We start from the raw sequence: 20,639 nt of genomic DNA, 5'->3' as shown, positions 1-20,639 counted from the left end.
CGCTCCTAAGGAGACTGTCTTTCTATATTGCAAAGGGGTTCCGTCTATGTCTTAGATCGCTGCCGCAGTCTTATAACGATAAAAGACGTAGCAGAGGCGAGCGCGTCCTGAACTACGTCCTGCGTGGAGCACGCGCTCAAGGGAGAGGAAGCCAATGTCTTTTAACAACAAGACCGTCACGCGTCGCGGGTTCGGCCTGATGGCCGGCGCGGCGGTGGTGGCTGCCAGTCTGATGCAGGCCGGCCCTGCCGCTGCTGCCGACGTGACGATCCCGATCATCGTCAAGGACACCACGTCGTTCTACTGGCAGATCGTGCTCGCGGGTGCGCGCGCTGCCGGCAAGGATCTCGGTGTCAACGTCCCCGAGCTCGGCGCCCAGTCGGAAGCCGACATCAACGGCCAGATCACGATCCTCGAGAATGCCGTCGCCGGCAAGCCGGCCGCGATCGTCATCTCGCCGACCGAATTCAAGGCGCTCGGCAAGCCGATCGACGAAGCTGCCAAGTCGGTTCCGATCATCGGTATCGACTCTGCCGCTGATTCGAAGGCGTTCACCTCGTTCCTGACGACGGACAATGTCGAAGGCGGCCGCGTCGCCGCGCGCGGTCTCGCCGCGGCGATCAAGGCCAAGACGGGCAAGGAAGCTGGCGACGTTGCCCTCATCACCGCCCTGCCGGGCGTCGGCTCGCTCGATCAGCGCGCCAAGGGCTTCAAGGAAGAGCTCGCGAAATATCCCGAGCTGAAGCTCGTCGCCGACAAGGTCGCCGATGGCCAGGCCACCACCGGCCTCAACATCACCACTGACCTCCTGACGGCCAATCCGAACCTCGTCGGTGTCTTCGCCTCGAACCTGATCATGGCGCAGGGCGCGGGCCAGGCGATCGCCGAGAACAAGGTGGCTGACAAGGTCGCGCTGATCGGCTTCGACAATGACGACAAGCTGGTCGGCTTCCTGAAGGACGGCACCATTGCGGCGCTCGTCGTCCAGGATCCGTACCGGATGGGCTATGACGGCATCAAGACCGCGCTCGCCGCCTCGAAGAAGGAGAAGGTCGAGACCTTCGTCGATACCGGCGCCAACCTCATCACCAAGGCGAACATGGACGAGACGAAGAATTCGGCTCTTCTGAACCCCAAGGTGAAGTAAGGCGACGCGGCGCGCCGCCTCGGGGGAGGGCGGCGCGCCAAACCATCGGGCCAGTCTCCTGGCCGACGCGGCCTCGTGCCGCTCCTTGAGCAGGACGAGATCATGAGCGCATCAGGCGTTGCCGCAGCCGCTCCCGCATCTGGGACCGCGGCGCCCGTCACGGGCGACGACACGATCCTCGAATTGCGCAATCTCGAAAAGAGCTACGGATCGGTGCTGGCGCTGAAGCCTTCCAGCCTCGCGTTCCGTCGCGGCGAGATCCACGCCATCGTCGGGGAAAACGGAGCTGGAAAATCGACGCTGATCAAGCTGCTGACTGGGGTTATCCCACGCAGCGGCGGCGATGTTCTCTGGAACGGCCAGTCAGTCGGTCTCGCCAATCCGCAGGAGGCGATCGATCACGGCATAAACGCCGTTCATCAGGAAGTTGTGCTCTGCCGTCATCTCTCGGTTGCGGCCAATATCTTTCTCGGCGACGAGACGGTGAAATTCGGTCTGCTGCAGAAGCGGGAGATGACGCGCGCGGCCCAGAAGATCCTCGATGACATGGGATTTCAGCTGCCCGCCGGCGTCGAGCTGGGCAGCCTGACGATCGGCCAGCAGCAATTGGTGGCAACCGCTCGCGCCTCGCTGCGCGGCACGCAGTTCCTGATCTTCGACGAGCCGACCGCCTATCTCACGCGGCAGGAAGCGGCGCAGCTTTTTGCGCTGATCCGCCGTCTGAAAGGCGAGGGCGTGACGATCATCTATATCAGCCATCGCATGGAAGAGGTGTTCGAGCTCGCCGATCGCGTCTCGGTGTTCCGGGATGGAACGCTGGTCGGCACACGCAATATCGCCGAGACCAATGACAACGAGTTGGTCGCGATGATGATCAATCGCTCGATCGACCAGATCTATCACAAGGAGCACATCCCCTTCGGCGACGTGCTGCTCGAGACCCGTCATCTTTCCGGGAAGGGCTTCGAGGACGTCTCGCTCACCATCCGGCGCGGTGAAATCGTCGGTCTTTACGGGCTGATCGGTGCCGGGCGGAGCGAGTTCGCGCTCAGCGTGTTCGGACGCAATCCCAAGACCTCCGGCGAGATGCTCTGGAAAGGCCAGCCGATCGCCATTTCGAACGAGCGCACGGCGATTGGCCTCGGCATCGCGCTGGCGCCGGAAAGTCGGCGCGACCAGGGCCTCAACCTCAACCTGCCGATCGGGCTCAACCTCAATCTGCCCATTTATGATCGCCTGACGCGTGGCCTTGTCATCTCAGGCCGGGAGGAAGCGCGGCGCGCCGACCAGCAGATTCGCGATCTTTCGATCAAGACGCCGAGCCGCAAGTCACTCGCCTCCTCAATGTCGGGCGGCAACCAGCAGAAGATCGTCATCGGCAAGTGGCTGAACCATGGCGCCGATCTTTTCATCTTCGACGAGCCGACGGTTGGCGTCGATGTCGGAACCAAGGCCGAGATCTATCGCCTGTTCGCCAAGCTTCTCAAGGATGGTGCCGGCATCCTGCTGATCTCCAGCTATCTGCCGGAGGTCTATGAGCTTGCCGATACGCTGCATGTGTTTCGTGCTGGCCATCTGGTCGGCAGCAATGGCTTCCGTGGCGCCAGCCACGAAGAGGTCCTCGCCGAGGCGATCGGCGTCTAAGGGGAGGATAACTGACTATGGCAAGTGTGGATGTCGCCACGGCGAAAGCCGTAAAGGCGCGGCGGAACTACAGTTTCCTCTTCGCGCTGACGCTGCTTGGCCTTCTCGTACTGCTCTGGGCGGTGCTCGCCTTCGCGACGCCGAACTTCCTGACCGACAAGAACATTTCGAACCTGATGCGCCAGGGCTCGATGATCGCGATCCTGGCCGTCGGCCAGACCTTCGTCATCATCACCGCCGGCATCGATCTGTCGGTCGGCGCGGTGGTGGGCTTCTCCACGGTGGTGATCGCGCTGCTGCTTCAGGCGGGCGTTCCGGTGTGGGCGGCGATCCTGATCACGTTGCTGGTCGGCCTTGGCATCGGATTGTTCCATGGCTTCGGCATCACGCGCATGGGCCTGCCGCCCTTCATCATCACCCTGGCATCGCTGACCTCGCTGCGCGGAATCGGCCTTCTGATGACCAACGGCTCGACGATCTCGATCCAGAACGACGCGTTCACCGAGTTCGCGACGCTTGATTTCCTCGGCATCCCCAGCCTGTTCTGGATGGTGATCCTCGTTGCCGTTCCGGCCTATGTCTTTCTCAATCACACACGCTGGGGTCGCTATCTCTTCGCCGTCGGGTCCAATCCGGAATCGGCCCGCCTCTCTGGCGTGCGTGTTAACCGCGTCATCTATCTCGCCTATGCCCTGTCGTCGATTTTCGCGGCCTTTGTCGGCGTGCTGCTCGCAACGCGTATCGGCATCGGCAATGCGACCCAGGCGGAAGGTTGGGAGCTGCAAGCGATCGCCTCGACCGTCATTGGCGGCACGAGCCTTTTCGGCGCGGTCGGCTCCATTCATGGGCCGCTGATCGGCGCATTCATCCTGGCAACGATCAATAACGGTGCCAATCTGCTCAACGTCAATTCGTTCTGGCAGCGCATCATCACGGGTGGCCTGATCATCGTCATCGTCTATTTCGACCAGTTGCGCCGTCGCGGCCGCTAGGGCGGCTCCCCGCCCTGTCGGAGGCGGCGAGCGTCTTCCGTTCGGTCGGATCAGGTCCTTTCACAGCGCCGTGCCGTCGGCGGGGAGCATCGTCATGAAAGCCGTCTTGTGCCTTGAGCCGGGCAAGCTCGAACTCGTCGATCGCCCGCTGCCGCCGGAGCCGGGCCCCGGGGAGGCCGCGGTCGATATTCGCCATGTCGGCATCTGCGGTACCGACTACCATATCTTCGAGGGGAAGCACCCCTTCCTCGCCTATCCGCGCGTCATGGGCCACGAGCTCTCGGGTGTCGTCGCCGCGGTGGGGGAGGGTGTTGGTCTCGCCATCGGCACGCCGGTGGTCATCAATCCCTACATCTCCTGCGGACACTGCATCGCCTGCCGCAACGGCAAGCCGAATTGCTGCATGTCGATCAATGTGCTCGGCGTGCACGGCGATGGTGGCATGGCCGAACGGATCGTCATGCCGGCCGGCAATCTCTATCCCGCCGGCGGCCTGTCGCTGCGTGATGCGGCGATGGTCGAATTCCTGGCCATTGGTGCCCATGCCGTCCGGCGGTCCCGACCCGAGCCGGGGCAGCGCGCATTGGTCGTGGGGATTGGCCCGATCGGGCTTGGCGCGGCCATTTTCGCCCGGATCGCAGGGCTCGAGGTGGCGCTGCTCGATACCAGCGCCGAGCGGCTTGCCTTTGCCCGCGACACGCTCGGCTTTCAGGCGGTGTTCGAAATCGGCACTGATGCTGAGGCGCGGTTGATGGCCCACACGGATAACGAGGGGTTCAGCGTCGTATTCGACGCGACCGGCAATGCCAAGGCGATCGAAGCTGGATTCACGCTGGTGGCGCATGGCGGCAGCTATGTGCTCATCAGCGTCGTCAAGGATCGCATCAGCTTCGCCGATCCTGAATTCCACAAGCGGGAAATGACGCTGATCGGCAGCCGCAACGCGACACGGACCGATTTCGAGCATGTGATGACCTCGATGCGGAACGGCCTCGTTTCGCAGGCGGCGCTCGCGACCCATCGGACGTCACTCGCCAATGTCGTCGAGGATCTGCCGCGCTGGGCGCATCAGAAGGAAGGCCTGATCAAGGCCATCATCGATGTCGGCGCCTGATCAGCGGAGCGCCCTCAGCGCATTGAGGATCACCGCCACGTCGATCACTTCCTGGAGCAGCGCCCCGGCAACCGGCGGCAGCAGGCCGAACGCTGCGAGGATCATCGCGGCGACCGAGAGGCCAAGCCCGGCCAGCACGCTCTCCATCGCGATCCGTCGTGTTCGCCGGCCGATCTGCAGCGCCAGTGCCAGTCTTTCGATGCTGTCGACCAACAGCACGATGTCGGCGCTCTCGGACGAGGCGGCTGCCCCTCGGGCACCCATGGCCACCCCGACGCTGGCGCCAGCGAGGGCCGGGGCGTCGTTGACCCCGTCGCCGACCATCAGCGTCGGCGCTCTTTCCTCTTCCTGACGCACGAGCGCGAGCTTATCCGCGGGCGTCAGGTCGCCGAACGCCGCGTCAATCGGCAGCGCGCCTGCTATCGCTGCAACCACGTCGGCGCGGTCGCCCGAAGCGAGCACGATGCGTTCGACGCCGGATCGCCCGAGCGCCTCGATCATCGCCGGCGCCTCGGGCCGGAGGCTGTCCGCAAGCACGATGAGTCCCGCAAGGGATCCGTCGACCGCGACCGCGACGATGGCGCTGCCCGGGATGATGTCGTCGTCGATCTCCGCGACTGTGTCGCTTTGGCGAAGCACATAGGCAACACCACCGATGGCGACCGTGTGGTTCGCAACGATGCCGGTCAGTCCCGCGCCCGGCTCTTCCTTCACCTCGGTTGGCGTGACCAGGTCGAGACCGCGCCGCTTTGCTTCTGCAACGAGCGCTGCGGCGACAACATGGCCGGATGCCTGGTCTAGGGAGGCGGCGAGGCGCAGCAGCTCGTCCGCTTTGAACGCGCCCGTCGACCGGATGTCGGCGACTTGCGCAATCCCGAATGTCAGGGTGCCGGTCTTGTCGAGGATCACCGTCCGGATGCCGGCGAGCGCTTCAAGGGCACCGCCTGTCTTGATCAGTATGCCGGCCTTTGCAGCGCGCGACATGCCGGAGATGATGGCGACGGGCAGCGCCAGGATCAGCGGGCAGGGTGTGGCGACGACCAGCACGGCCAGAGCGCGGACAGGATCGCCCGAGGCCTGCCACGCGATGCCGGCGATGACGAGGGTCAGAACCAGAAAGCCGATCGCATAGCGGTCGGCGATGCGCAGGCTCGGCGCCCGGCTTGCGGCGGCAGCTGCGACCAGACGGACGATGCCGGCATAGGTGCTTTCGGCGGCCGGCTGCGTTGCCGTGATCTCGACAGCATCGCCGGCATTCGTGATCCCGGAGAGGACTTCGTCGCTCACCGTTTTATTGACCGGCAGGCTTTCGCCGGTCAGCGCCGATTGGTCGAACGTTCCCGCGTCGGAGACCAGAACGCCGTCGACGGGCACCACCTCGCCGCGGCGGATCAGGACGCGATCGCCGGCGTCCAGCGCTTCGATCGGGACTTCGGTCAGCCCCTCGTCGGTGATCCGCATGGCGGTGCGGGCGACGCGGCCCAGCAGCGCCGTCATTTCGCGGCGGGCGCGGCCTTCGGCGAAGCTCTCCAGCAACTGCCCGCCGGCATACATCAGCGCGACGACATTGCCGGCAAGCGGTTCGCCGAAAGCGAGCGCCGCCGACATCGACAGGGCCGCAACGATATCGAGACCGACATCGCCCCGTCGAAGGCTGACGGCGATTTCGACCAGCAGCGCAGCCAGCACCGGGACAGTCGCGAGCCCGCATGCGAGCCCTGCCCAGGACGCGCCAAGGGCAAGACCGATCCCGCCGGCGACGAGGCCCGCAAGTGCAATGAAGACCAGCCCCAGTCTTCCCGCCGAAACCGACATCTGCGGCGCTCCTCGTGTCGGCTTCCTCGCCTCTGGGAGAGAGATTGAACTATTTCCAATTCCGCTATCATGCGCGAGATCAATGAGACGGAGGATCAATTGATCTCGCGCATGACGCCGCGATCGACCGGTCGATACGGCGTTGACATGTTTGATCTCCAAGGAATGCCGTCGGCCGGCCACCTCTCCATGGCCCCGATCGTGGCAGACGGCTGCGCTGCATTTATTCGCGCCGTGAGACTGTTGGCCATGGTCTGCTGCCTGGAGCTTCTCTAACGTCCGTGACTGAGGAGGCCGGCTCGATTCACGCGCCGCGCTCGGTATTTCGCGGGAAGCCCGCGAGGGGGTAGAGCCGATGAGGCCTTCGCGGCGGGACTTCGTGAAGCTGATGATGGCGAGCGGCATCGCGGTTGCGGTGACGCCGATGGCGCGTGCCGACGCGCCGACCTTTGCGTCGCGCGAGACGCTGCCGGGCCGTGGCGTCGCAAGGCCGAAGCTTGGCCGTGTCGACGGCGTCGCCAAGGTGACGGGCGCCAAGCTTTATGCCTCCGACTTCCGGGCCGCCGACATGCCCGGCTGGCCGTCCGAGACGGCGCATGCGCTGTTCGTCCGCTCCCCCGATGCGAGCCATGTCTATGAGGGCATCGATCTCGATCGCCTCGCCTTGACCGCCAGGCCGACGGTCGTGGTGACGGCCGAGGATGTCGCCCGGATTGGAATGCGGGTACCGGAATTCTATGCCGGCGACCTGTTCTGCCCGGTCGGCAAGACGCCGTTCTTTCTTGGCCAGCCCCTGGCCCTGCTCATCTTCGAGCGTTTCGATGATTTCGATCGTGCCCGCCTGGCGCTCCGCGACGGCGACTATCTGAAGTTCGGCGCCGAAACAGGCCCGCTCGAAGGTCCGAATTACGGCGCGTTCCGCTTCACGCGCGTTGCGGGTCCGACACCCGATGCGCCTGATATCTACTCGCCGATCCAGGAGGGCTGGATCAGTCCAGGCTTCTTCGAGAGTTCCGGCCGGCCGATCTGGAAGCCGCTTCCCGTCGCCAAAGGCGGCGAGTATGTGAAGGGCGCGCAGTTCGGTGATGAGATCCGCGCTGGCCTCGACGCGCCGGATGCCGGAACGCTGGTCATCGAACGGGATTTCGAGACCCAGTCGATCGATCCCGTCTTCCTCGAGCCGGAATGCGGCCTCGCCTGGTACGACCCCGCGAAGCGCAATCTCGAACTTGTGCTCGGCGTTCAGTCGCCGTTCGAGGCGGCGTCGGCCATCGCGTTCCTGCTCGGCGAGGCCGATGCCGACCACAAGCCGGCCTCGATCAACGCGCAGTTTGCCTATGTCGGCGGCGGCTTCGGCGGTAAGGACCATACGCCCTTCTCGCTCTATATCGCGCTGGCCGGAATGTTCCTCCCCGGCCGTCCGGTGCGGCTCGCGCATGATCGCTTCCAGCAGTTTCAGGGCGGCGTCAAGCGTCACGCCTTCAAGATGCACTCGCAGATCGGCGTCGACAGGAAGAGCGGGCTCATCACGGCCTTTGCGGCCGACCACGTCCTCGACGGCGGCGGCATGGCCAATTATTCGCCGAGCGTCGCGGTCGTCGGCGCCACCGGCGCGCTTGGCATCTATTCGGTTCCGAAGGTCGACGTCACCACGGTGGCGCTGCATTCGCGCGGCGTGACGGCCGGATCGATGCGCGGCTATGGCACGCTGCAGACCATGACCGCGATCGAGGTGCTGGCCGACGAAATCTGTACCGCTCTGCAGCTCGATCCGATCGAATTCCGCCGCCGCAATGCGCTTGCCACTGGCGGCCGGACGATGACCGGAAACCCCTATTCCGTTTCGGTGCGAACGCCTGAGATCCTGGCAAAGCTCGAGGCGAACCCGATCTGGCGTGATCGCGCCAGCTATAAAGCTACCGCGAAACACGGCTTTCTGGTGGGCACCGGCGTCGCGGTCTGCACCAAGGATTACGGCACCGGCGCAGATTGTTCGCTCGGCCGTGTCGAGATCGATGCCGAGGGCCGCGTCTCTATCCATGGCGACGCCGTCGAGATGGGCAACGGCATCGGTACGGCAATCGCCAACCGTGTCGCGGCGCATATTGGCGTCGTTGCCGATCGTGTCGGCGTCTCAGAAATCGACGCTTTCGATGCGCTCGGACTATTCACGACGGGCGACGCCTACAGCACGACGCAGGCCGCGCAGGATGAGGCAGCCAAGAATCCGCGCTGGGTGCCTGCGATCAGTTCGGCGACCAGTGCCTCGATCGGCGCGCATGTCGGCACGCAGGCCGCCGCCGAGGCGGCGCGAGTGCTGTTCCGCTTCGGGCTCTGGCCAGCGGCGCTGGCTATCTGGGACATTCCGCCAGACGACCCGCGGGCCAAGCAGTGGGACGAGGCGTTTTGGCAGGACGGCATGCTGCTGATGTCGGGCCTCTCGCCGCTGCCTCTGAAGGCCATCGCCGCCAAGGCCCACGCCATGAACGGCATTACCGGCACGATGGCGCATGCCTTTTCGCGCTGGGCCTGGTCACAGGCCACCTTCACGGTCGGCGAATACCAACTGACTGCGGATATCGATGCGCTGGCCATCCGGCGCGGCGACGGCGATTTCGAGCCGCTCGATCGTAGCGCGGTCGCCTTTCCGCCAGCCGACTACAATCGCATCGGCACGGCGTTCACCTCGCTCTGCGGGACTCTTGTTCGCATCGAAATCGAGCGTGCCACCGGCATCGTCAGGATCGACAAGGCCTATAGCGTGCTCGAATGCGGCGAGGCCCTGGCGCCAGAAGTCGTGCGCGGCCAGGCGCAGGGCGGGTTCGCGATGGGCGTCGGCTACGCCTTGCTTGAGACGTTGCCACCTTTCGAGGATGGTCCCGGCAATGGGCAGTGGAATCTCGGCCAGTACCGGATCGCGCGTGCATCAGACCTGCCGGTGAATGATCTCGTGGTCGAGATCCTGCCGCCGCTTTCGCCAAAGGAGCCGCCGAAAGGCATGGCCGAGGTCGTCATGATCCCGGTGGTGCCGGCTCTGCTCAACGCCATTTTCGAGGCGACCGGCCACCGCTTCGACTCGCTGCCGGTGACGGCGGATCGCATCAAGGGAGTGCTCGCGTGACGACCCTGTCGCTCAGCGTCAATGGCCGCACGCTCGGCCCGTTTGAGGTCCGTGATGACCTCACGATGAATGATTTCCTGCGAGAACAGCTCGGCATGACCGGGACGAAGTTCGGCTGCGGCGCCGCGCAGTGTCTGAGTTGCGCCGTCATCGTCGACATGCCGGATGGGTCCAGCCACACCAATCCGACCTGTGTTGTCCCGGCGGCGAATTTCGATGGCAAGGCCATTCGCACCATCGAGGGCCATGCGAAGGATGGCGTGCTGACGCCTCTGCAGACGGCGTTCATCGAGCATTTCTCGTTCCAGTGCGGCTATTGCACGCCGGGCTTCCTCAATGAGGGTCAGGTGTTGCTGGAGCGGCTCGAAAAGACGCCGGTGCCGCGCGCAACGCTTGAGGCGGTCATCGCCGAGGCCCTCGACGGGCATCTCTGCCGCTGCACGGGCTACGTCAAATATCACGAGGCGGTGCGCGCCGTGATCCTCGCCGATGCGGGCCGTTACCTGGTCTGACGGCCGGCAAGGGCCGAACGGCCTCTTCGACATGAGTTGGGATGAGCGGCATGCCGCGGAGGAAGCGATGACGAGACCGAAATGGTTGCTCCTGCTGGTGGTGCCGGTGCTTGCCAACGGGCTGGTTTTTGCCGCGACAGGGATGGCCGTCTCCTCGGACACGTCGCGGACGCTCGCCTCGCCTGAAAGCTTTGCCGCGATCACCGACCCGGTGCAGCGTTCGGCCGCCTATTTCACCGAACTCGGCAAGGTGCTGGAGAGCCCGCGCTGCCTCAATTGCCATCCGGCCGGCAACCGCCCGAGCCAGGGCGATATGATGCGGCCGCATGAGCCGCCGGTGTTCCGTGGACCAGATGGCATGGGTCTCGTCAGCATGCGCTGCAACACCTGTCATCAGGGCGCGAATTTCGATCAGGGCCGTATCCCTGGCCATCCGGCCTGGCATCTGGCGCCGCTCGAAATGGGCTGGCAGGGCAAAACGCTGTCTGAAATCTGCCAGCAGATCAAGGACCCGGCCCGCAACGGCGGACGGACGCCCGAGGACCTGATCGATCATATCGGTGCCGACACGCTGGTCGGCTGGGCCTGGCATCCCGGCGTCGGCCGCACGCCGGCGCCAGGCACGCAGAAAGAGGCCGGCGCGCTCGTCGCCGCGTGGGTCAAGAGCGGCGCTGCCTGTCCCTGAGCGGCGGCGTCGGCTGTTCCACCTGTCGCAATCGTTGATCGACGCCTGGCCGGGTTCGCTGTGAAGCGCGCTCCCGCCTGGCGACGCGACGTCTCGCATTGCATCCGAAGAGACCCGGCCTCAAGCGACCGGTAGACCCCGTCCCGGGCGAGGCGTCGGCATGAAAAATGTCACGACCCCGGCGTCGTCCTATGGGCTAAATCGACCTCGCCGCCTTCTCATCGCCATCGTTAGTTGATATCGTTTCATCGGAGGCGAGACGTTTCTGCTTTCGCCTTCCAACGCTTTTGGGAGGAGCGCGCGAGACGCGGCAAATAGGCTGCGCCACGCTCGGCTGGCCGCGATTTCCGGCACTTCCCGATCGACGGGGGCGGCGGACGGCTCGACGTTCCGTCACGCCCTCCGGTCAACCACACAGCGCCGGGGAATCCACCTTCTCCGACGCCCGCAACACTGTCTCGAAGGGAACGAAATGCCCGCGACGCCATTCAAGCCGCTGCGCTACCGCCAGATCCATCTCGACTTCCACACATCGGAACATATTCCGGGTGTCGGCTCGGCCTTCGATCCCGACGACTTCGTCGCGACGCTCAAGGCTGCCAATGTCGATTCGATCACCGTCTTCGCCAAGTGCCATCACGGCTGGTCCTACTACCCGACCAAGGTCGGCAAGCCGCATCCGCACCTGACGCGCCCCGACCTCATGGGCGACATGATCAAGGCTTGCGCCGCTGCCGATATCGAGGTGCCGGTCTATATCTCCGTGCAGTGGGACGAACTGACTGCGCGCGAGCATCCGGAATGGCGGGTGATGGCTGCGGACAATCATTTCCAGCACGAGAAGCCGGACGACATCTCCAGCCTCAAGCAGCTGAGCCCGGCCTGGCACACGATCTGCCTCAACCATCAGGGCTTCCGCGACTACATCCTCGATCAGGCGCGTGAAGTCGCCTCGAATTACAAGACGCCGGGCCTGTTCTTCGACATCGTGCTGACGCCCGGTTGCGTCTGCTCGGCCTGTATCGGCCGCATGCTCGCCGAAGGCCTCGACCCCGAAAATGCCGATGACCGCCTGAAGAACGACGAGGCCGTCAACGAGGAGTTCCGCCAGTATATTTCGGACGCCATCTTCGCCGAATTCCCGGGACTGCGCGTCTTCTACAATTGCGGCCACATCCACAAACAGGGCCAGAAGCGCTTCGCCACCTATTCCCATCTCGAGCTGGAAAGCCTGCCGACAGGGGGCTGGGGCTATGATCACTTCCCCTCGAGCGCACGCTATGCCGCGCCGCTCGGTTTCGACTTCCTGGGCCAGACCGGCAAGTTCCATACCTCGTGGGGCGAGTTCGGCGGCTTCAAGAGCCAGCAGGCGCTGATGTATGAGACGGCGCAGATGGTGGCGCTCGGCGCAAAATGCCTGGTCGGTGACCAGTTGCATCCGAACGGCGCCATCAACCACGACACCTACAAGTCGATCGCGCCTGCCTATGAGCGGATCGCCAAGCTAGAGCCGTTCCTCGCGGGCGCGAAGCAGGTGTCCGAGATCGCGATCCTCGCCGCGGAATATTTCCATCCCGTTGGTGCGCGCAACAATCAGAGCGACGACGGCGCGGCGCAGATGCTTCAGGAACTGAAGCTGCCCTTCGACGTGCTCGACGGCACGGCGTCGTTCGATCCCTATCGGCTGCTGATCCTGCCCGATTCGATTCCGATCGACGCGGAGCTCGCAGCGCGGCTTGAGCGCTATGTCGCCGCTGGCGGCAAGCTGATCCTGTCAGGAAGCTCCGGCATCAACGCGGATGGGTTTGCGCTCGATCTCGGACTTGAATCCGCGAACGGGCCTGTCGAGTTCAACCCGTCTTATCTCAGGGCCGATCCGGACGCGCTCGATGCCGGTCTGCCGGAATCGCCGTTCGTCATGTACGGCACGGGTGAGACGATTGTCAGCGGCGCAGCGACGGTGCTCGCCTCGATCGTGCCGTCCTACTTCAACCGCACCTACCGGCACTATTGCTCGCACCAACACACGCCGGATGATCCGACGGCAGGCACGATCGGTGCGGGTGTCACCGAGTATCGCGGCATCGGCTATGTGGCCTTCCCGATCTTCGAGATGTACCACGCCTTTGGTCAGCCGCTGTACAAGTACATCATCCGCGGTCTCATCCGCCGGCTGATGCCCGATCCGGTGCTTGAGACGGATCTGCCCTCGTCCGGCCGCGTGGCGCTCACGCACCAGGCATCGGAGAACCGGCATATCCTGCATCTCCTCTATGGCTCGCCGCAGGTGCGCGGCAAGGCTGTGCCGTCGGCATTCGAGCGTGGCCACAAGCGCGTTCTTGAGATGATCGAGGATATCCCGGCGATCGGACCGGTCACGGCAAGCCTCCGCCTGCCAGCAAAGCCTGGTCGCATCTATGACGCGATGACCGGTGCCGATGTCGACTGGCAGATGCTGGATGATGGACGGGTGCAGGTAACGCTGCCGCGGCTGCATATCCACAGCGCGCTGGTTCTCGAAGGCGTCTGATAATGATTGCGGCGCCGGCTCAGGCCGGCGCCGCTCTTTATTTCTGTTTGAGTTTGTCTGCCCGGGGCTTTGCCCCGCCGGCGCGTCAGCGACCGCCGAAGCCCGAACCCATGGCGATGCCGCTGAAGATGTAGCGCTGCAGCGCGAGAGTCAGCAGGATGCCGGGCAGCATCGAAATCGTCGAACCGGCCATCATGTAGTTCCACTGCACGCCCTGCTGGCTCTGAAAGAGCGTCAGGCCGAGCGGGATCGTTGAATAATCAGGGCCGTTGACGATGATCAGCGGCCAGAGGAACGAATTCCACTGCCCGGTGAAGGTAAATAGGGCAAGCAGGCCGAGCATCGGCCGCGACAGCGGCAGGATGATGCGCAGGAAGATCGTGAAGCGCGAGCAGCCTTCGATCATCGCCGCCTCTTCGAGTTCCTTTGGGATCTGCAGGAAATACTGCCGGAGCATGAAGGTGCCGAAGGTCGAGAAAGCCATCGGCAGGATCAGGCCCTGGAAGCTGTTCATCCAGCCGAGCCAGCTCATCATCAGAAAGAGCGGGATGACGATGACAGCCTGCGGCACCATCAAGGTCGCTAGATAGACGACAAAGAGGCTGTCGCTGAACGGGAAGCGCAACCGGGCGAAGGCATAGGCCGCCATACTGGAGACGGTCAGCGTCAGGATGGTGATGCCGCCGGCGACGATGACGCTGTTCAGGAAGAAGCGCCCGAACGGCAGATAGAGCCAAGCATAGACGAAGTTGGACCATTGCCAGTCGCTCGGGAAGAGCTGCGGCGGCACAGCGAGGACTTCGGCGTTTGGCCGGATCGCGTTGGTTACCATCCAGAAGAACGGGAACAGGAATGCGATCGCGGCCAGCACGATGCCGACATGCAGCAGGATGCCGCCGACGCGCTGGGTGGGCGAATGATGGGTCTCGTCAAAGGTCATAATGCACCCATCGCCGCTGGACGCGGAGCTGGAGGATCGTCAGGGCCATGATGATGACGAACAGCACCCAGGCGATCGCCGAGGCGTAGCCCATCTTGTAGGCGGCGAAGCCCGTCCGGTAGATCGAGAAGCCGAGCGTTGCCGTTGCTGAGCCGGGGCCGCCGCGCGTCAGCGCATAGACCTGGTCGAATACCTGCAGGCTGGTGATCGCCGTCATCACGGTGCCGAAGAACAGCGTTGGCGAGATGAGCGGCAGCTTGATCCGCCAGAACCGTTGCCAGGATGAGGCACCGTCGATGGCGGCTGCATCCAGATAGCTCTGCGGGATGGCCTCGAGCGCCGCGCCGAACAACAGCAGATTGTAGCCGAAGCCGGACCATAGCGAGACGATGACGATCGCCTGCAGGGCGAGGTCGGGGCTGGTCAAGAGGTTGGGGATCGGCAGATGCAGGGTCGAGAAGATGAAGTCTGCGAAGCCGCCCGGCGTGAATATCAGCAGCCAGACGATGGCCGAGCCGATCAGCGGCGTGAAGGTCGGCAAGAAGAAGATCAGGCGGAAGAAGCTCTTGCCCCAGCGAAGATTTGAGATCCACACCGCCATCGTGACCGAGATCACGATGTTGAGGACAAGATACTCGATCGTGAAATGGAAAGTGTTACGCAGGACCTGCCAGAAGCTGGGATCAAGGGAGATCAGATTGACGTAGTTGCGCCAGCCTACGAATTTCGACTGTCCGATGAGCTGCCAGTTCGTGAAGCTCAGCACCAGCGAGGCGGCGAGGGGAACCAGCAGGAAGATGGTGAGCCCAAGGAAGCTCGGCAGCAGAAACCAGAATGCGGCGCGCCTGTCATCCTTCAGGATGGCTTTCGCTCGCCCCGTGCCAGCCCGCGAAGGGGCGGCCGCCAGCTTCGAACTCATGCGATCCTCATAACGTCGATTGCGGTCGAAATGCGGGGCGGCGGGAGGAGCCGCCCCGCGGATCCATCAGCTTACTGCTCGGAAAGCTGCTGGATCTGGTCGAGTGTCGTCGCTGCGGACTGCGAGCCTGCGAAGGCAAGCGGCGCATACTGCTCGAAGAGCTGCGAAACCGTGTTCCACTCGGCGGTGGTCTTGTACGGCTCGGCGGTCTTCAGTGCGGCTTCGATCGTCGCCTGGGCATTGGCGACGCCCTTGGCGGCCGACTCGTACCAGAACTTCTGCTGCGCGTTGCGCGCGGCGAAAGCGCGTCCATTCGAGGCCAGATACTCCTCGGCCTCGGGGCCGGTCAGCACCTGGAGGGCCTTCCAGGCTTCATCCTTGTGCTTGCTGGTGCTGGCGATACCGAAGCCCGAGCCGGCCGAAAGGCTGATGCTGCCGGCGGCGCCAGCGGGGAGCGGCGCGATGCCGACCTTGAACTTGACGGAGTCCTTGACGTTGATGAGGCTCCACGGGCCGTCGACATACATGGCGACCGAGCCCGCGACGAAGCGGCCATTGGCCTGGGCGCCTGACGGGGTGCCGCTTGCCGGGAAGAGCGGGGCGACTTTGTCCTTGGCGACGACGTCGACATAGCTCTGGAAAGCGGCCTTGAGCGGCTCATTGGTCAGGTCGAGCGCGCCATCCTTCAAATAGTTGGCGCCGGCCGAGCGGGCATAGGCGAAGAAGACGTCGGGCACCGACTGTGCCGTGCCGTAATTGCCGTCGACGGTGAGAGCCTTGGCAGCCTTCAAGAAGTCGTCGTTGGTCCAGCCGACCTTCGGCTCCTCGACCTTGTACTTCTCGAACATGTCCTGGTTGTAGAACATGACCATCGGGCCGAAATCATAAGGCAGCGCGCGAAGGCCGCCGTCATCAGTCAAGCCTTGGACGATCGACGTGTCGAATGCGGCCAGGTCGAAACCGTCCTTCTTCGCATAGGGGTCGAGCGGCTCGAACAGGTTGGCGAAGCCGGGCGTGCGCATGCTCTGGAGGCTGATGATGTCCGGCAGCTGGCCGGACGCGGCGAGCGCCGGCAGCTTGGTCCAGTAATCCGGCCACGAGGCCGTCTGGAACTCGATCTTGATGTCGGGATACTTCTCGGTGACGAGGCCCGCGACATGCTTCCAGGCGGACACTTCGGCGTCCGAGCCGGACCACATGAACCAGGTGAGCGTCACCGGCTCGGCGCGCACCGCCGTGCTCATCACAAGCGCGCAGCCCGCTGCGGCGGCGAGCCGGGCGGCATTCTTCAAGATGTCCATTCGATTTCCTCCAACTGGACAGTCATCACGACACTGGCCGCTTCTGCAGCTCTTGCTGTTGGCAGGGGGCGGCTGATTTCGCAGCACGCCCCGTAGCAATGGGCCCGCTCAGGCCTTCAGAAAAATCTCGATCACAGGGACGACGACGGGCGGCTTCTTGACCGGAAGCTCGAGCGTCAGCGAATCCGAGCGGACCTCCATCTCGGTGTTGCTCCAGAGCGTGAGTTCCGAAGGCGGCAGCCATTTTACCTCGCTGCCGTCATGAAGGAACTGCGCATATTCCACCTTGCCGCCGCCGAGGCCATCGAGATGGATGTGGCGGAACGGCCAGTTGAAGATATGGAGATAGAGGCGATTGCCGTTCTGCGTGTAGCGGCAGTCGCGCGGCGCGGGCAGCTTCGATTCCGTGCAGCCATAGATGCTGCGCGCATTCAGAGTCATCCAGTCCGCATAGACGTCGAGCGCGGCCTTGGCGCGATGATCGAGCGTGCCACGAGCCGTCGGCCCGACATTCATCAGCAAGTTGCCGCCCATCGCGACATTGTCGATGAGAAGCTGCACGAGCTGTTCCGGGCTCTTCCACGTCGCTTCGTCGCGATGATAGCCCCAGGATCCCGACAGGGTGTGGCAGGCTTCCCAGGTCACGCGCTTGCCGTTCCGCTCCGGCCAGGCGCGCGGCACATACTGTTCCGGCGTGACGATATCGGGCGGCAGGCCGGCGAGGTCGAGCCGGTTGTTGATGATGATGTCCGGCTGGAGTTCGCGCACGGTGCGCACCAACGCCTCGCTCTCCCAGTCGCGATGGCCCTTGCCCTTGAGGCCGTTCAGTTCGCGCTGCGGATAGGAGAAGTCGAACCAGATGACATCGATCTTGCCGAAATCCGTCAGCAGCTCGCGCACCTGATCGCGCATATAAGCGGCATACCGCGTGACGTCGCGACCCTCGTTGCGCTTGGCAGCGTCGGGGGCATTGCGCTGAGGATGATGCGGGTCGACCGGGAAATCGGGGTGATGCCAGTCGATCAGAGAATAGTAGAAGCCAACGCGCAGACCTTCTGCCCTGAACGCATCGACGAAGGGGCGCAACAGGTCCTTGCCATAAGGCGTGTTGGTGACCTTGTAATCGGTATGTTTGCTGTCCCAGAGGCAGAAGCCTTCATGGTGCTTGGTCGTTAGCACCACATATTTCATGCCCGCTGCCTTGGCGCGGCGCGCCCAATCGGCCGGATCGTAAAGATCGGGATCGAAATGATCGAAGTAGGCCTGATAGTTCTGGTCGTCGATCTGTTCGTAGTTCTTGATCCACTCATGCCTGCCGGGCAGGGCATAGAGGCCCCAATGAACAAACATGCCCAGCCGGTCGTGTGTAAACCATGCCTTCTTCTCCTCCGGCAGAGCCAGAGACCGAAGATCCGACGCCATTGTCTCATCCTCCCACGCAGCCGTCAGCCCGCCTCGTTCGGCCAAAGCCTCAGCAAGACGACAGCCGGAATCCGCCCGGACCGGCCCGCCACGGGACGATCCATCGAACGGTGATTGCCGAACCGTTTCGACAAATCGAACTAAGCACCGAATCCACCTGCTTGGCAATGCCTGAAAACGTGCAGCATTCATTGACCCGAGGCTTTCGCAATGCAGCATAAACGCTGGGTATTTGTTCCCGGCGCTTGAATCGACTAGGGTTTTCAGCATTGGGAAAAGGTCCAGCGAACCGGTTCGGATCGAAGGGGTAAAATGGCGACCATCCGTGACGTGGCGAAGCGGGCCGGCGTTTCAATTTCGACCGTTTCGGCGGCCTTCAACGAAGGCAGAGTCAGCGACGAGACCAAGCTCAGGATCGCCGAGGCGGCGCGCGCCGTCGGCTATGCACCGAACGCGCTCGCTCAGAGCCTCAAGAACGGGCGCAGTCGGCTGATCGCCCTCGTGCCGGGCGACATCACCAATCCCTTCTTTTCCAATTGGCTTATCGTCGTCGAGAAGCACGCATTGGCGGCGAATCGCGCCGTCATCGTCTCCAATTCACGCGGAGTCGCCTTGGAGCGGACGGCGCTTGAGTTGCTGGCGGCGCAGCGGGTCTCAGGCATCCTTATCAATCCCCAGGGAATCAGCGACGACTATCGCAATTATCTCGCTTCGATTACCATCCCGATGGTCACGTTCGATCAGTATATTGAGGGTCTGTCGCTCGACTATGTTGGCACGGACAACGTCCTAGCCAGTCGAATTCTGACCGAATACCTGCTGCGGCTCGGCCATCGCCGGATTGCCTTCATCGGCGGTAACCCGGGACTGTGGACGACCGAGCGACGCCTCGAGGGGTTCGTTTCGGCGATGCAGCGGGCCGATGCACCGATTGAGCCCGACTTCGTGCTTTTCGCCAACTATGACGGCGGCGAGGCCTACACCGAGACCGTGCGGCTGCTCACCGGCGTCGAACGGCCGACCGCGATCCTCGCCTCCAACAACGTCATGGCGCTCGGGGCCCTGCAGGCGATTTCCGATCTCGGCTTTCGCTGTCCGCAGGACATTTCGCTGACCAGCATCGACGACGTGCCCTGGATGGGCCTCGTCAAGCCGCGCCTGACATTGGCGGTGCAGCCGCTGCAGGAACTTGCCGCCATCGCGATCGACTGGCTGCTCGAACGCATTGAAAGCCGTGACCAGGCGTCAATCCCGCCGCGACGCATGATCTTGCCGCCGAAGATCGTCCTCGGCGAGTCTTGCGCCGATCTAAGGGCGTGAGCGCCGAGACGCATCCGGGCTGCCGGTTCGATCTGCTGGAGGTTCATTGCCCACAGTCTCGTCTCCCCATGATCCGTATCACGCGCTCTGTGCAGTTCCCCTGTTGTCGGCGCTTTTTCCGGGCTCGGGACAGGGGCCAACGCTGTCGCGCATGACGAGCGTGCAGGGCACCACCAGGCACAGGTGGCTATCGACAGGCTCGCCGAGCACCCTGTCCATCACGAGATTGGCGGCCTGGCCACCGAGCCCGGCCGTGTCCTGCTGAATGGTCGAGAGCGAGGGGGTAAGGAAGGGGGCGATCGCCGCGCCGTCGAAGCCGAGCACCGACACGTCGCCCGGCACGCTGACGCCGGCGTCGACGACGGTCTTGGTGAAACCGATGGCCGTATCGTCATTGGCGCAAATGACGGCGGTCGGCCGCTCGGCCGCGGGAATGGCCAGGAACGCTTCTCCCGCCGCCATGCCGCCGCTGAATTCGAAATCGCCCTGATGAAGTCTCAGCGCCGAGGCCGGCAGGTCAGCCGCGGCGATGGCCCCACGAACGCCTGCGAGGCGCTCGATCTCGTGGTAATTGCCGAGGCGGCCGCGGATATAGAGAAAGTGTCGATGGCCACGCGCGATCAATGCCGCGGTCCCTTCTGCGATAGCCTCGCGATCATTGCTGACGACGCTCGGGATCGCCTCACCCGAGAGATCGAAATGCAGCGAGACGATCGGCAAGCCCGCATCCGTGAGACTGCGCCCGTTCGTCCGCGGGATGTCGGCGGCCATCAGGAGCACACCGGCTACGGTGCCGCCCTGTGCGACCGCCAGAATATGCGCATCGGTCTCCGCTTCGCGCGACACATTGGCGATCAGCAGAGAGAAGCCCCGTGCCGTGAGGCTCTTTGCCGTCGCCCGCAGCACCTCCGAAACGGTCTGGGAGGCGCCGGTATAGATCTCCTCCGGCAGCACGATCATGATCGTGCGCGACGTGCCGACGCGCAGGTTTCGTGCGGTCTGGTTAGCCGTATAACCAAGCTTGCGCGCCGCCGCCTCGACCTTGAGCCGCGTCGGCTCAGCCACCCGGCCGGGGACGGTCAACGCGCGGCTGACCGTTGATGTGGCGACGCCTGCCTCCCGAGCCACATCCGCGATGGAGGGGCCGGGCGTCCGGCTGTCCTTCTGTTTCGGCATC

General features: G+C 63.9%; 15 protein-coding genes. 9 read left to right on the top strand and 6 right to left on the bottom strand.

Annotation, left to right across the window (positions count from 1 at the left end; genetic code table 11):
- Nucleotides 1–154 precede the first annotated feature (154 nt).
- From BUB39_RS09630 to BUB39_RS09615, 4 genes are all read left to right on the top strand, one after another.
- Nucleotides 155–1,147: an ABC transporter substrate-binding protein gene (locus BUB39_RS09630; protein WP_073052945.1), complete on the top strand. Its 993-nt coding sequence runs from the start codon at nt 155–157 to the stop codon at nt 1,145–1,147.
- A gap of 102 nt (nt 1,148–1,249) precedes the next feature.
- Nucleotides 1,250–2,791, top strand: a complete 1,542-nt coding sequence (locus tag BUB39_RS09625) for a sugar ABC transporter ATP-binding protein (RefSeq protein ID WP_073052944.1) — start codon at nt 1,250–1,252, stop codon at nt 2,789–2,791.
- Nucleotides 2,792–2,808: 17 nt separating this feature from the next.
- Complete coding sequence (locus BUB39_RS09620; RefSeq protein WP_073052943.1) at nt 2,809–3,783, top strand: ABC transporter permease; 975 nt, start codon at nt 2,809–2,811, stop codon at nt 3,781–3,783.
- A 94-nt stretch (nt 3,784–3,877) separates the two neighbouring features.
- Nucleotides 3,878–4,897 carry a zinc-binding alcohol dehydrogenase family protein gene (locus BUB39_RS09615; RefSeq protein WP_073052942.1) on the top strand — a complete coding sequence of 340 codons (1,020 nt, stop codon included), beginning with the start codon at nt 3,878–3,880 and terminating at the stop codon, nt 4,895–4,897.
- On the opposite strand, the gene BUB39_RS09610 is transcribed toward BUB39_RS09615, so the two are convergent.
- Nucleotides 4,898–6,712, bottom strand: a complete 1,815-nt coding sequence (locus BUB39_RS09610; protein WP_084527211.1) for a heavy metal translocating P-type ATPase — start codon at nt 6,710–6,712, stop codon at nt 4,898–4,900. It abuts the gene before it with no gap.
- Nucleotides 6,713–7,067: 355 nt separating this feature from the next.
- Between BUB39_RS09610 and BUB39_RS09600 the strand changes: the two genes are divergently transcribed.
- The 4 genes from BUB39_RS09600 (at nt 7,068) to BUB39_RS09585 (ending at nt 13,560) form a co-directional block, all read left to right on the top strand.
- Nucleotides 7,068–9,833, top strand: coding sequence for a xanthine dehydrogenase family protein molybdopterin-binding subunit (locus tag BUB39_RS09600; RefSeq protein ID WP_073052940.1), 2,766 nt, complete (start codon nt 7,068–7,070; stop codon nt 9,831–9,833).
- Nucleotides 9,830–10,345, top strand: a complete 516-nt coding sequence (locus BUB39_RS09595) for a (2Fe-2S)-binding protein (RefSeq protein WP_073052939.1) — start codon at nt 9,830–9,832, stop codon at nt 10,343–10,345. Before BUB39_RS09600 ends, BUB39_RS09595 begins: the two co-directional genes overlap by 4 nt.
- A gap of 142 nt (nt 10,346–10,487) precedes the next feature.
- On the top strand, nt 10,488–11,030 hold the full coding sequence (locus tag BUB39_RS09590; protein WP_139251458.1) for an Isoquinoline 1-oxidoreductase subunit: 543 nt from the start codon (nt 10,488–10,490) through the stop codon (nt 11,028–11,030).
- Between the two features lie 472 nt (nt 11,031–11,502).
- Nucleotides 11,503–13,560 (top strand): beta-galactosidase trimerization domain-containing protein, encoded by a 2,058-nt coding sequence (locus BUB39_RS09585; RefSeq protein WP_073052938.1) that lies wholly within the window; start codon nt 11,503–11,505, stop codon nt 13,558–13,560.
- An 85-nt stretch (nt 13,561–13,645) separates the two neighbouring features.
- Here BUB39_RS09585 and BUB39_RS09580 read toward each other — a convergent pair whose 3' ends face one another.
- The 4 genes from BUB39_RS09580 to BUB39_RS09565 all read right to left on the bottom strand — a co-directional run bounded on the left by BUB39_RS09580 (nt 13,646) and on the right by BUB39_RS09565 (nt 18,142).
- Complete coding sequence (locus BUB39_RS09580) at nt 13,646–14,500, bottom strand: carbohydrate ABC transporter permease (RefSeq protein ID WP_073052937.1); 855 nt, start codon at nt 14,498–14,500, stop codon at nt 13,646–13,648.
- Nucleotides 14,490–15,419, bottom strand: a complete 930-nt coding sequence (locus BUB39_RS09575; RefSeq protein ID WP_073052936.1) for a carbohydrate ABC transporter permease — start codon at nt 15,417–15,419, stop codon at nt 14,490–14,492. Before BUB39_RS09575 ends, BUB39_RS09580 begins: the two co-directional genes overlap by 11 nt.
- Before the next feature lie 71 nt (nt 15,420–15,490).
- Nucleotides 15,491–16,720, bottom strand: coding sequence for an ABC transporter substrate-binding protein (locus tag BUB39_RS09570; RefSeq protein WP_073052935.1), 1,230 nt, complete (start codon nt 16,718–16,720; stop codon nt 15,491–15,493).
- 108 nt (nt 16,721–16,828) lie between these two features.
- Entirely contained in the window at nt 16,829–18,142 is a 1,314-nt protein-coding gene (locus tag BUB39_RS09565; protein ID WP_073052934.1) for an alpha-L-fucosidase, read from the bottom strand.
- Nucleotides 18,143–18,454: 312 nt separating this feature from the next.
- Here BUB39_RS09565 and BUB39_RS09560 point away from each other — a divergent pair, with 312 nt between their 5' ends.
- Nucleotides 18,455–19,462, top strand: coding sequence for a LacI family DNA-binding transcriptional regulator (locus tag BUB39_RS09560; RefSeq protein ID WP_073052933.1), 1,008 nt, complete (start codon nt 18,455–18,457; stop codon nt 19,460–19,462).
- Nucleotides 19,463–19,540: 78 nt separating this feature from the next.
- On the opposite strand, the gene BUB39_RS09555 is transcribed toward BUB39_RS09560, so the two are convergent.
- Nucleotides 19,541–20,638, bottom strand: coding sequence for a LacI family DNA-binding transcriptional regulator (locus tag BUB39_RS09555; RefSeq protein WP_073052932.1), 1,098 nt, complete (start codon nt 20,636–20,638; stop codon nt 19,541–19,543).
- Nucleotide 20,639 lies beyond the last annotated feature (1 nt).

The sequence above is a fragment of the Kaistia soli DSM 19436 genome, assembly GCF_900129325.1.
Taxonomy (GTDB): domain Bacteria; phylum Pseudomonadota; class Alphaproteobacteria; order Rhizobiales; family Kaistiaceae; genus Kaistia; species Kaistia soli.
The sequence above is the reverse complement of the archived record's forward strand: the minus strand, read 5'-3'. Positions and strand labels throughout refer to the sequence as shown.

What these genes read in the sequence shown, in the direction of transcription:
- BUB39_RS09630 (WP_073052945.1), top strand. Translation starts at nt 155, where the DNA reads ATGTCTTTTAACAACAAGACCGTCACGCGTCGCGGGTTCGGCCTGATG.
- BUB39_RS09625 (WP_073052944.1), top strand. Translation starts at nt 1,250, where the DNA reads ATGAGCGCATCAGGCGTTGCCGCAGCCGCTCCCGCATCTGGGACCGCG.
- BUB39_RS09620 (WP_073052943.1), top strand. Translation starts at nt 2,809, where the DNA reads ATGGCAAGTGTGGATGTCGCCACGGCGAAAGCCGTAAAGGCGCGGCGG.
- BUB39_RS09615 (WP_073052942.1), top strand. Translation starts at nt 3,878, where the DNA reads ATGAAAGCCGTCTTGTGCCTTGAGCCGGGCAAGCTCGAACTCGTCGAT.
- BUB39_RS09610 (WP_084527211.1), bottom strand. Translation starts at nt 6,712, where the DNA reads ATGTCGGTTTCGGCGGGAAGACTGGGGCTGGTCTTCATTGCACTTGCG.
- BUB39_RS09600 (WP_073052940.1), top strand. Translation starts at nt 7,068, where the DNA reads ATGAGGCCTTCGCGGCGGGACTTCGTGAAGCTGATGATGGCGAGCGGC.
- BUB39_RS09590 (WP_139251458.1), top strand. Translation starts at nt 10,488, where the DNA reads ATGGCCGTCTCCTCGGACACGTCGCGGACGCTCGCCTCGCCTGAAAGC.
- BUB39_RS09585 (WP_073052938.1), top strand. Translation starts at nt 11,503, where the DNA reads ATGCCCGCGACGCCATTCAAGCCGCTGCGCTACCGCCAGATCCATCTC.
- BUB39_RS09580 (WP_073052937.1), bottom strand. Translation starts at nt 14,500, where the DNA reads ATGACCTTTGACGAGACCCATCATTCGCCCACCCAGCGCGTCGGCGGC.
- BUB39_RS09575 (WP_073052936.1), bottom strand. Translation starts at nt 15,419, where the DNA reads ATGAGTTCGAAGCTGGCGGCCGCCCCTTCGCGGGCTGGCACGGGGCGA.
- BUB39_RS09570 (WP_073052935.1), bottom strand. Translation starts at nt 16,720, where the DNA reads ATGGACATCTTGAAGAATGCCGCCCGGCTCGCCGCCGCAGCGGGCTGC.
- BUB39_RS09565 (WP_073052934.1), bottom strand. Translation starts at nt 18,142, where the DNA reads ATGGCGTCGGATCTTCGGTCTCTGGCTCTGCCGGAGGAGAAGAAGGCA.
- BUB39_RS09560 (WP_073052933.1), top strand. Translation starts at nt 18,455, where the DNA reads ATGGCGACCATCCGTGACGTGGCGAAGCGGGCCGGCGTTTCAATTTCG.
- BUB39_RS09555 (WP_073052932.1), bottom strand. Translation starts at nt 20,638, where the DNA reads ATGCCGAAACAGAAGGACAGCCGGACGCCCGGCCCCTCCATCGCGGAT.